Consider the following 11,404-nt stretch of genomic DNA (forward strand, 5'->3'; position numbering starts at 1 on the left):
CGGCCGGCTTCACTCTCTGATCGATATCAAAGACATTCCGATCGACGATCACCATCGCATCTCGGTCTAAGTCTCTCGCGCTCAAGACACAAGTCGCCCTAGTTCCTCATCCACCGCGCGCCCCAACACGTCGAGCATTCCCAGTCCTTCGCGCAGCAAGTCCTTCATCACGTCGGCCACGTGCTTGGCCGAATCGCTCTCCATCGACGCGCCGCTCACCAGCAGTGCTCGCTGATTGGCCAGCGCCGAACCCGTCGTCAGATCCGCGCGCAGGTAGATCGCATCGGAGCTGATACGCGGGCCAAAGATCTGCGGCTCCCGTGCTCTTTCCTTTGGACCACGGCGGTAGGTTATTTCGGGCCAATCCAATCGCTCAGCGTCGGGTAGACCTTTTTTGGTCTGTCCTCCTGGGCCAACTTTAAGGTCTTCGCCCGTTGCTTAGCGATGGAGCTCATCAGGCCCTTGTCCTGAACCTTCATCTTCACGAAAGCCCGTTTCAAAAAATCGTAGGTTGACCTGAACTTTGGAGGCGAGTCCTCCAGGAGCTTGGAGACCAGTGCAGAGATGCTGGACGTGACTTCTGCCGGCAGATCATCGACCTCGTTGCTCTTCAACAGCGTTGAAATGTTCGACACCAGCAGGTAGTCCGGCTGCAGGCGTTGAAGAAATACTTCCTGGCGAGCTTCGGGGACCCACTCAATCCCCTCCTTCAGCGAGTCGAGCACTGCTGGAGCGATGTCTACCATCCGATCGATCCATCTTGACTTGATGGACTCGTCGACCGGAAGGTCGAAGAGCGCCGCCCACACCTCAGGAAAGAACTCGCCGGAGGTTCGACGTTTGCGCGCGAGAAGAAGCCCTGCGACGCGATTCGCATGATCAGGCCCTAGCACTGAAATCGCGTGCGTCATAGCACTTACTTCGTCGTGGGCCATCGTCCACTCCCAAGACATTTCAAACAATTCGTGCTGCGGTTTCCGGGTGATCGCTAGCACGATCGCCTTCCACTCCTCACTCCTAGACCCATGCACTCCCATGTAATAGATGGTGGGGTGCCCCCCGGTGAATACATTGACGCACGCATTCAACAGCGAAGGATTCACGGCCGCGATCATGTCTTCCGCGGAATCGCTCAGCCTCGGGCTTGCCTGCAGGATCACCTCTTGAATTTCCTCTGGCACGACGAATCGCGTCAAAGCAGAGGCTTGAATCCAGACCGCGTCACGCGCATCCGCAACAAGGTGGCTGAGCAGTAAATTTCGCTCAAGGTCGGATAAGTTGTCCCAGCCGACAACGAGATCCGCAACGACGCGAATCCTCGATGCCGTCCCGGTTAACTCAAGGAGGCGCTTCATTCGGTCCATCCGGCCAGGTCCGATCGACGGCATACCGGATAGCACGATGTCGGAGACCCCGAGCATGTAATCGCTCGGAATCCCGCCGGATACAGCAATCCTCGCAACGAGGTCGATCCAGCGATCGATGATCGCGGTTAGTGCGCCCTCAGAGATGTTACCAATCGCCTTCTCAACGACATCAAAGAGCCGTTCGTCTCTGATGGATGCCCCCAACGGAAGCTCGCCCAACACGACCGGCATCGTCGCTTCGAGAATCGGCCAGGGCGTTGGCGTTCCTCCGTGTTCCCTACGCGCAATGAGCACGAGATCGTCAATCAGTGCAGCAGCGGTGGCGGGCGAACTCGACATCCCTCGCAGGCCCTCAATGAGGTGCTGCCTGCGTTGCTCATCGCACTTCGACCAAGCCTTGACCACACCGCGATATACGGCCTGAGCTATCGATGGACTTCGTTCCGCAAAGATGCGTTCGAGTATGGCAGCGTCATGCCCACGAGGAATGCGCAGCCAAGCTTTGGCGGCGGGCGCCCGAATCAGCGAGACGTCGTAGCTCAGCAACCGAGCTGCCATCTGGGCGGTCATCTCGCTGGGGTTCTCTGCAAGGAATTGGACGGCGCGAGCCGCGGCCTGCGTGGAGACTCTTTGCGGACGGTCGCTGCCCAGTACGTTTAATGTTCCTTCAATCTCTGACTTCGGGATCCTCTCGGGGAAAGGATCGACCGCGAGCGAACCTGCGGCATCGGCTGGCGGGATGCGCGGCTGATCATGAGTCCATACGACGTGGGACAACCGAGGCCAGGTGATCTTCCTTAGCCAATCCGAGACCGCCCCTTGTTCGTCCTCCGGCATCGAGGGCAGTTGCTTCACAAGGAAGGCAAAACACAGTTCTCGTACCGTCGGGAACACTGAGCTCAGTCCCTTCTTGGCGACCTCTACGACACCTGAATCGCCGCTGCTGCCGGATAGGTTCCGATGAACCCACTGGAGATTGGTTGCGGCGGCGATAGCGGATTCGGGCGCCACTGTGAAGATTGCCCGCTCGAGCTGCTGCACTGCGGCATCCCGACTTTTTCTGGTTGCAGCGTCCAACAGTGACTCTGCACTAGCGCGATAGAACGGATGGCTGAACGTGTATGTCTGGTGGACCTCCGACAACATTCGGCGCAGCTCCAGTTGTTCAAGTGCGCCAAGCTCAGGCTCTGAGAGTTGCGGCAGTGGATCGTAGCTAAGCGCTGTCGAAACTTCTGCCGACCTTGTCGGTTCGATACCTGGACCTACGGACATCATGGTCCCCAGGACGTCCGACTCTCCTGGCCGATCTGTTCGCGTCGCATCAAGAATAAACGCCAACTCGGTCTCGCCGACTCGGAGCTCGGGAGTAGAACCGACAGCCAGCGCAGTCAACAGCGGCCCCAGCTTCTCAGCTCTAAGTGCACTTCCCAGGGCCTTCGCGTCCTGACGCGCCAGTCGAACCACTTCGTCTGGGTGCGCTCCAGCAGGGATCTGATGATGCCTGCTCGCGAGATGTACGAGACAACCTGGCTCAAGATCCAAAGCGCCGGTCAAGAGTTCTCTTGACACCTGCTCCTCCAGTTCCGTTGGAACTTGGTGGGATCGGGCTGCGTCTCGCCAGACACGTTGAAGGAATGTTGGCGAGCCAGGCCCGAGGGTGATCCATGCATGACCCGCGGTGAGTAACCCCTGAACCGACGGCTCTCGTGTTGCTTCCAGCAGTCGATCCTGCGCTTGCGCGACGATCAAACGGCGGGACGTGCCCAATCTCGGAATGAGCTGCTCCAGCTGTTGGAGTTCACGCCAGGCATTGTCAGACGTATGCGAACCCCCAAGCGGATCGTCAACGAGGGCGGCTCGTAGCTCATCGACTGGCTCCAACAGGAATCGCCCCCCCTCCGCAACGCCCCCAAAGACTTGAACTCGGAAGCCCTGCTTCTGAAGACCAGCGGCGAGGCTCCGTGCGATGAAGCTCTTTCCGACTCGAGGAGCACCGGAGATCAGAACCGCCTTTCGATTGGCCAACTGCTCCCGAAGCGCCTGCTCTTCACTCCGCTCCACGTGCGCAGCAGAGACCAAAGGATTTGTAGACCGCCCAGAAGCGACCACTGCGGCAATCTCTGGGATGACGTCATTTCCGGTCCGCTTCTCTCGAAAAACGATGTCCTCAATTTCTCGCAGCACTCGATCGATATGGTCGGGCACCACCCGATGCTTGGACAGCAACTCCTCTCGAGTCTCTCTGATGACTTCCTCATCGTTCTGCTGCTCAACAAGAAGTACCCGATGCAACGCTGCCCTAAACGCGCTGCTCGTTATCGATTCGACCACCCTCCCAACGTGAGCGCGTCTTAGCTTGTCCGTTTTTCCGTCAGACTGAGCATTGACTGCCGCATAGGCACGGAGCTCGTCGCGTATGGCAGCCTCAGCGCCAAGCTTGATGATTCCTGGATCCAGCGTGAATCTGTCTGCAGCCAATCTCACAAGATGATCTGCCGTTGCATCAGTACATCGTCCGCCCGCGACAAAGAGAACAGACCGGCTCGGATCAGAAATCAGCTTCTCGATCAACGAGTCAGTCGCCTGACGGTACGGAAAGTGTGTGAGCCAGTCGACAAGTTTGGTCGCGGTTATGGCGCCCTGTTCGCTCTTGACCTGAACGTCAACAGTCAATCTGCTTCCCTGCCCCGTCAAGAGAAGCATCGCATCTTCACCGTCGACGGGCTCGATCTGCATCTCGATGGCGCCCTCATGGGCAGCCCGGATGGCTAGGAGGACACAGACGCGGTCCTGAAACCTGTAGGCCCTCGGCCCGATAATCTCGATGGACATTCGTTGTTCAGCGTGAGTTCATCAGCATTCATCACCGGCGCGCGGGGAACAATGACGAAGCGAAGATTGAAGGAGCAAATGATGCCGTGCGCTAGATCCCGAACAGGCCGTTCCCTTTCAGTTTCTCGGTCAACGACTTCGGAAACACAAGCTCTGCGTCGACATCTCCCCGCTCAAACGACAGTCGCCCGTCGAGGATCCCGTGCAGGTCATGATCTTCCTTTGACTGCGGAGCAAGCTCCCGAACCGCAGTAGCGAGCGCTTCTATCCATTTCGACGCCGGCTCGGAAGCATTCACGACAACGAAGAGCTTTTGGAGTAGCTTCAGAAGCGGACGGGGGGTTCCTCGTATGCTCAACGAGGTAAGCAAGTTTCCATGCGGCCAGATGAGGGTCAGCGCAACGTCCCGCAACTCCAACTTCAGAATGTCGTGGGCAAGCGCATCCGCCAAGTCTGCAACCAAACTATGCATGGCGTCTGGAAATCCCTCCGCCATGCCAAAGACCAGCGGCACCAACTCAAGGCGACCATCGACGGCAAGCATCGAGGCAACCATCGAAAGGTCTGCGCGCTGACGCAACAACTTGTCGACTGAAGCTCCGCCCGTCTCCATGAAGGAGAACGTCCCGGACCGATCAGGCGTGGCTGCCTCTTTTAGTACAAAGGAAAGCTTCTTCGAGGCGGCACCAGGCTGAAGTTGGACGAAGACACTCAATCGCTCCTCCTGCTCCAGTGGCTCGGCCAATGCTGCTGACTCGAAAAGCGCAGAGGCCGTCCGTTCCTTCTCTAGGCCATCGGTCGGTGCGCCGAGATACTCGGGTACCAGTGGATTTCCCCTGAAGTAGTCGCTGAGCAACCGCTTCCACTGGCCGACACTCAAGGCGCCGTCGAAGCGAAATAGTTTTGTGTACTCTGAATGCTTGCCAGCACGGTCTATGTTGAGCTCGATCCTCTCTAGGTACTTCTCGGTCGGGTATGCGCGAATCGCACCGTCGAAATGCGTGACAAGCTGCTCTCGTAGCGAGTACTCGGCATGTGCATAGCGGCATGCATACCGATCCTCAGGCAGACCGGACGACGGGAGGTCCCTCAGCTCTTCCAGTTCGAGCGTTCGAAAGGTCGCGACCCCTCCTTCACCGGAGCGGGATTCAAGCGGCTTCCACCAGACCTGCGTCTTGTCGACGCCTTCCAGCTTGCGCGTTTCCTCATCCGCCTTGTGCGTCGCAACACCGCTGGGAATTGAAGCGATGTCATCGGAATAACGCGGCCCGTGCCAGTACTCGAACTCAAGCAGGCCATGAAGCTCTGCAGGGTGTCCAACGCGATCTGGATCCAAACGTAGTCTTGCGCGGACCAGTTCATCTTTGGCTGCGCGAGAAAAACTATCGAGAAAGTAGTCGTTGAGCTTGTTAACGTGCGACTGACTACGACGGAAGAACCGATGAGCAAAAAGCAATAGCCCATGTTCCTGGTCCATGAAGACGCCGGGCGAAAGCATCTTGACGCGCGTCAAGAGATGCGCGTAATCGACCAGACCATCTTTATCGACATAGCTGCTGTCTAAATCGAACAGCTCCGGGTAGAGCCTCGAGGCTAGGCCATCGCGCACCGCAACTAGGGTTTCGACGCGAAGGAAGATGGTGCTTTGCTCATCCAAGACCTCGGGGACGACTCTCTGCGACAGCTCTGCCCGAAGGCCCTCGGTGCCCTCTGAGTGATGGCAATCCCAGTAGCGCCGACCGAGTTCCTTCAACTCAGCCCAATCCTTGTCTTCCTCTGCCTCGGCCATAAGTCCCACCACGCGAACCATGGCGCCGTCAATGAAATGGCCGAGCGTTGCGCTCCATCCCACGGGTCTAGTCAGGTCATGCTGGAGGTTCATGGGAAAGCCTCTTGGCAGCCCATGCTTGAGTACGTACGCGAGATGACTCTCCTCGGCCGCCATAAGAGCTGAGGCTGTCACTCGAATATTTGCGCGATTAACCTGGTCTGAGTTGAATATTTGTAGGCTTCTTCTTGGCATGATCGACCTCCCTCAGCCGATTCTTCACTCACTCGCCTTTCAATTGCTCTGTCACGCAAGCCGCTCAAAGCGGCGTTCGATCAAAGTTCGCGACACCAGGCCCAAAGGCAGCTATCGCCCTTTCCTTCACCGACTTGAGCGTCAACCGGAGTTCGATGAGGTCATTGCCGTAGTCGGCGACCTCATCCTCGTCCTCCGAGGTCTGACAGATGTTCGCCCACTTGGCGTCCAGCTCCGTCAGCGCTTCGAGAATGCAGTGCGCTTCCCAGCGCGTGAGGTCCAACGTTAGCGATTTCATGCTTGCTTGCCTTGCCTGAAGAACACACGGAACGCCTTCATTCCCAGCTCCTCCAGTAGCCCCTTGTACTTGTCCAAGGGCATGTTAACCGTGGGGGCGATGGTGTAGTGGCCGGGACGGTCGTGGACCAGCTTCAGACCTTGCGGCATCGGCGTGGTCGCATTGAACTGCCACACCCAGCCGCTCATATCTCTTTCAGCCAGCCCCTGCTCGTTGAACACGCTGACGCCTGCATTGTTCGCGACGACCACAACGATGTCGTTGACCTTCGTCAGGTCAACATCGTGTGGTCGGATGTTGCTCAGCTTCGGCGTGGTTGCGTTGCCAAGGCGGAAGACGTCCTCGGGGCAGAGATAGAACGATTTGGGGAACATTGGCCTCTCCTGTTGAGAGGCCAGTGGACCGTCCCGTCGCGTCGACGGCTAGTGACGTAAGCCATCTCCCCTTAAGCCACCCTAAACGAAGCCACCGACTCCGCCAATCGCTGAGCCTGCGCTTCGAGGCTGTTTGCGGCAGCGGCGCTTTCTTCCACCAACGCCGCGTTCTGCTGCGTCACCTGATCCATCTGCGTGATGGCCTGATTGATCTGCTCGATCCCGCGGCTTTGCTCTCCGGCTGCGCCGGAGATTTCATTCACGAGCTCACTCACGCGACGGATCTGCTCGACGATTTCTCGCATCGTCTCTCCGGCTGCGGCGACTTCGCGTCCACCCGTCGCCACCGACACGCCTGACGTCCCGATCAACGTCTTGATCTCCCTCGCCGCACTCGCACTGCGCTGCGCCAGTGCGCGCACCTCACTCGCCACCACCGCGAATCCGCGGCCGTGCTCACCCGCCCTCGCCGCTTCGACTGCGGCGTTCAGCGCCAAGATATTCGTCTGGAACGCGATCCCATCGATCACGCCGATGATGTCTTCAATCCTCTTGCTGCTATCCGTGATCGCATCCATCGTCGCAACGACCCGCCCGATCACCTCCCCCCCACGCCGCGCCGTCCCCGACGCCTCCACCGCCAGCGACGTCGCCTGCCTCGCGCTGTCCGCGGCCTGATGCACCGTCCCCGTGATCTCCTCCATCGAGCTCGCCGTCTGCTGCAGGCTGCTCGCCTGTTCCTCCGTCCGGCTCGACAGATCCAGATTCCCCGCCGCGATCTGGCTGGCCGCCGTCGTCACCGAGTCCACGCCGCTGCGCACCTCGCGCACCAGCCCGCGCAGGCCCTCCACCATGCGCGCCAGGCTCTGCTGCAGCTCCCCCAGCTCATCGCTGCGCGTCACGCGCACGTCCGCCGTCAGGTCGCCACCCGCCACCGTCTCCATCGCACGCCGCACCTCCGCCAGCGGCCGCGTCACCGACCGCGTCGCCATCACCCCGAAGGCAAGACCTGCCACCACGCCCGCGATCACCGCGATCCACAGCACCAGCGTCGTGTTGCGCACCGCCTCCGTGGCCAGCGCGCCGGACTCCGCCATCAGCTCCTCCTGCCGCGCCACCAGCTTCTCCAGCGAGCTCACGTACGCCAGCTGCGTCGGGCGCAGCTTCTGCATCAGCACCAGCTTCGCGCCGTCCATGTCCTCCGTCTTGACCTGCGCGAAGAAGGCGTCCAGCGCCTCCCCATAGGTCTTGCGCACGGTCAAGGACTCGTCCAGCGCCGCCTTCGCCTTGGGATCGCGGATCGTGGGAATCAGATCCTCATAGACCTTCGCCGCACGCTGCCGCGATTCGCGGATCGAGGCCAGCTCCACCTCGCGCTCCTGCGCCGTGTCCAGCAGCAGCACGTTGCGCGCATTGCGCGCCTGCAGATTCAGCTCGTCGAAGATCCGGCTGACCGATCGCACCTTCACGTACCGGTCGCCGATCACCTGCCCCAGCCGACCATCCACCGACGTCAGCCCGCCGTGCGAGGCCCCCGCCATCAGCAGCATGAGCAGGACCATCAGACCGAATGCGACGGCCAGACGCGCGCCTATCCTGAGATTGAAAACCGAAGACATCGAGACTCCCTTGTTGTGTGTCTCGATGGGATCGGCACCAATCTGGTAACCCTGAGGGTCCTTCGCACCGCCTGGGCGTGGAGCGCCCGGATCGGGCGCTATTCGTTGATTTAGATCAAGCAGGACTCCGCCGCTACCTCTTTGGAGATGGCCGCCAATCGAGCCACAGTCGGTCGCACACGGAAGGCGTCCTTCAGCAGGCAGAGCGAGATCTCCGGCAACGGCGGCAAGCCCACCTCGTCGTCGACCGCTTGAAGACCGGTCGGCGAATGGAGCGCCACGCGCGGCAGCACGCCCAGTCCGGCGCGGGCCGCCGCCCACAGCGCGGAGAGGCTGGTCGTCGACATCGCCGGTCGCCAGGCGCGGCCCGCCGCATCGAGCGCCTCCATCGCCGTCTGCCGGAACAGGCACGGCGCGTCCGACACCAGCAGCGGCAGCGGCGCCGCGGGGTCAGGTCTGAACCCCGGCGCCGCGTACCAGCGCATCGGCAAGGTCGCGATCGCGCAGGGATCGCGATCGTCCGCCGGCCGGAACACCAGCCCCAGGTCCAGTTGCCCCGACTCGAGCTCGTCGAGCACGCGGTCGTTCAGGTCCACGTTCACGCGCACCTTCGTGCTGGGATGCGCGACGCGGAAGCGCTCCAGCGTCGTCGGCAGCAGGCTGTCCGCGACGTCCTGCGGCATGCCGAAGAGGATCTCGCAGCAGGGATTGAGCTGGTGCAGCGCCACCATCGCCTCGTCGTTCAAGGCGAGCAGGCGCCGCGCGTAGCCCACCAGCACCTCGCCCTCGTCCGTCAGCACCTGCTGCCGGCCGACCTTGCGGAACAGCTTCAGGTCGAGCCGCTCCTCCAGCGCCTTGATCTGCAGGCTCACCGCGCCGGGCGAGCGGTTCACGCGTTCCGCCGCCCGGCCGAACCCCTTGAGGTCGACGGCCGCGAGCAGCGTCCTCAGCGCCACCAGGTCCAGGATCATCCGAAGCTCCTGCCGCCGACGTCGACGGCCACCTTCGCAATATGCTCAAGGAGCGCGGCCACGTCCACCGACTCGTGCGAGGACACGCCGATCCAGGGCTTGCCGGTGAGGACCTGGTCGACGAAGGATTCGGCCTCGACGCGGAACGCGTCCACCGCGGGCAGGGACACGGTCTCGAAGGTCGCGCCGAAGCCGCTGCCGCGCTTGATGCGCAGCGTCGTCGGCTGGTTGTCGGGCGTGCTGTTGGCGTAGCTGGTCTCGATCACGCCGCCCTCGCAGGCGATCACGGCGTACCGGTGCGCGGCCGCGTGGAAGCTGCACGAGATCTGCGCCATCAGCCCGGTGCGGAACGCCAGGTTGGCGATGACCGCCGTGTCGGTGCCCCGCGGCCCCTGACGCTTGAAGGCCTGGACCTGCTCCGGATACGCGCCCGCGATCGCACGGACCAGGCTGAGCGGATAGGCGCCCGCATCCATCAGCGCCCCGCCCGCGAGCGCGGGATCGAGCCGGATGTCGCCCTGGTTCTCCAGCTTGAATCCGAAGCTGCCCTGGATGGACAGCGGGAGGCCCAGCTCGCCGGACTCGATGATCCGCAGCATCTCCACCGTCTGCGGCTGCGCCCGGTAGGGATAGGCCTCCGCCACGTGCAGGCCGAGCTTCTGGGCCGTCTGGTGGATCAGCCGCGCCTCCTGCGGCGAGCCGGTCAGCGGCTTCTCGCAGAGCACGTGCTTGCCGGCTTCCAGCGCGCGCAGGCACCACTCGGTGTGCAGGCTGTTGGGAAGGCCGATGTAGACGATCTGGACCGTCGGGTCGTCGAGCAGTTCCGCGTAGGAGCCGTACGCATGGGCGATGCCGTGCTTCTCTGCAAAGGCCGTGGCGCTGTCCAGCGAGCGGCTCGCCACCGCGGCGACGTGGAGCTTCGACGAGCCCTTCACCTGCCCGGCGAAGTGGTTGGCGATGGAGCCGGTGCTGAGGATGCCGAAGCCGATGGAGGTGGAGGCGGCGCTGTCGAGGGATTGGGCGAGCAGTGTGGGCATGGGATATCCAGGGGAAGGCAGGAGAAGGAAGACCGGAGTCGACGCCCCGGACTCTAGGGAGCGCCCTCCTCCGCGACAAACGATTAATTCCGGCGGGGTGCTTGAGGAAAGCTAAAGGATGCGGCCGTGCGGCGATCCGGCCCCGATCCGCAGTTGCTTATGCGGCTTTCTGCGTGGCGTACGAGCGTACGGCATGCCAATGTCCGGGCCATTCCGCTGTCAGGAGTTTCCACATGTCCCAAGCCACACCGTCCCACACGCCGTCCACCACGCCCACCATCGCCCTGCCCGCCGCCCGCGAGGCCGACCACCCGATCGATCCGCAGTTCCTGAACCGCTGGTCGCCGCGCGCCTTCACCGGTGAGTCGCTGGACACCGCCACGCTGCTGCGCTTCCTGGAAGCCGCGCGCTGGGCGCCGTCCGGCTACAACGTGCAGCCGTGGCGCTTCGTCTATGCGCTGGCCGGCACGCCCGCCTGGGCCACGCTGTTCGAGACGCTCAGCGTCACCAACCAGAGCTGGGCGCATCGCGCCTCGGCGCTGGTGCTGGTCGTGTCGCAGCAGCGCTGGCTGCCGCCGGGCAAGTCCGCGCTGGAACCCAACGCCACCCACGCCTTCGACACCGGCGCCGCCTGGTCGCACCTGGCGCTGCAAGCCTCGCTCTCGGGCTGGCACGCGCACAGCATCGGCGGCTTCGACCGCGCGCTGGCGCGCAGCTCGCTGGACATCCCCGAGGACTACACCCCGCAGGTCATCGTGGCGCTGGGCCGTCGCGGCGACAAGGCCGTGCTGCCCGAAGCGCTGCAGGCGCGCGAGCAGCCCAACACGCGCCTGCCGCTGAGCGCCATCGCCGCGGAAGGCCGCTTCCCGTTCGACTGAGGCAA

Annotated in this window: 9 protein-coding genes; 1 reads left to right on the top strand and 8 read right to left on the bottom strand. The window is 62.2% G+C overall.

What is annotated here, in order from left to right; all coding sequences use genetic code 11:
- Positions 1-81 precede the first annotated feature (81 nt).
- The 8 genes from ABE85_RS09555 to ABE85_RS09590 form a co-directional block, all read right to left on the bottom strand.
- On the bottom strand, positions 82-369 hold the full coding sequence (locus tag ABE85_RS09555) for a hypothetical protein (RefSeq protein ID WP_067273173.1): 288 nt from the start codon (positions 367-369) through the stop codon (positions 82-84).
- A complete protein-coding gene (locus ABE85_RS09560; protein WP_067273175.1) occupies positions 351-4,199 on the bottom strand; it encodes an ATP-binding protein in 3,849 nt (1,282 codons plus the stop codon). Before ABE85_RS09560 ends, ABE85_RS09555 begins: the two co-directional genes overlap by 19 nt.
- Positions 4,200-4,290: 91 nt before the next feature.
- Entirely contained in the window at positions 4,291-6,081 is a 1,791-nt protein-coding gene (locus ABE85_RS09565) for a hypothetical protein (protein ID WP_157522163.1), read from the bottom strand.
- Positions 6,082-6,286: 205 nt separating this feature from the next.
- Entirely contained in the window at positions 6,287-6,520 is a 234-nt protein-coding gene (locus tag ABE85_RS09570) for a hypothetical protein (RefSeq protein ID WP_067273181.1), read from the bottom strand.
- Positions 6,517-6,894 (bottom strand): hypothetical protein, encoded by a 378-nt coding sequence (locus tag ABE85_RS09575; protein ID WP_067273184.1) that lies wholly within the window; start codon positions 6,892-6,894, stop codon positions 6,517-6,519. Before ABE85_RS09575 ends, ABE85_RS09570 begins: the two co-directional genes overlap by 4 nt.
- 71 nt (positions 6,895-6,965) lie before the next feature.
- The gene (locus ABE85_RS28740) at positions 6,966-8,513 is read right to left on the bottom strand and encodes a methyl-accepting chemotaxis protein (RefSeq protein WP_082938485.1); all 1,548 of its coding nucleotides are present in this window, start codon (positions 8,511-8,513) and stop codon (positions 6,966-6,968) included.
- Positions 8,514-8,623: 110 nt separating this feature from the next.
- Positions 8,624-9,484: a LysR substrate-binding domain-containing protein gene (locus ABE85_RS09585; protein ID WP_067273189.1), complete on the bottom strand. Its 861-nt coding sequence runs from the start codon at positions 9,482-9,484 to the stop codon at positions 8,624-8,626.
- Positions 9,481-10,521 (bottom strand): Gfo/Idh/MocA family protein, encoded by a 1,041-nt coding sequence (locus tag ABE85_RS09590; RefSeq protein WP_067273193.1) that lies wholly within the window; start codon positions 10,519-10,521, stop codon positions 9,481-9,483. Before ABE85_RS09590 ends, ABE85_RS09585 begins: the two co-directional genes overlap by 4 nt.
- A 233-nt stretch (positions 10,522-10,754) precedes the next feature.
- Here ABE85_RS09590 and ABE85_RS09595 point away from each other — a divergent pair, with 233 nt between their 5' ends.
- On the top strand, positions 10,755-11,399 hold the full coding sequence (locus ABE85_RS09595; RefSeq protein ID WP_082938486.1) for a nitroreductase family protein: 645 nt from the start codon (positions 10,755-10,757) through the stop codon (positions 11,397-11,399).
- Positions 11,400-11,404: the final 5 nt, after the last annotated feature.

Origin of the sequence: Mitsuaria sp. 7 (genome assembly GCF_001653795.1) — a bacterium.
Taxonomy (GTDB): domain Bacteria; phylum Pseudomonadota; class Gammaproteobacteria; order Burkholderiales; family Burkholderiaceae_C; genus Roseateles.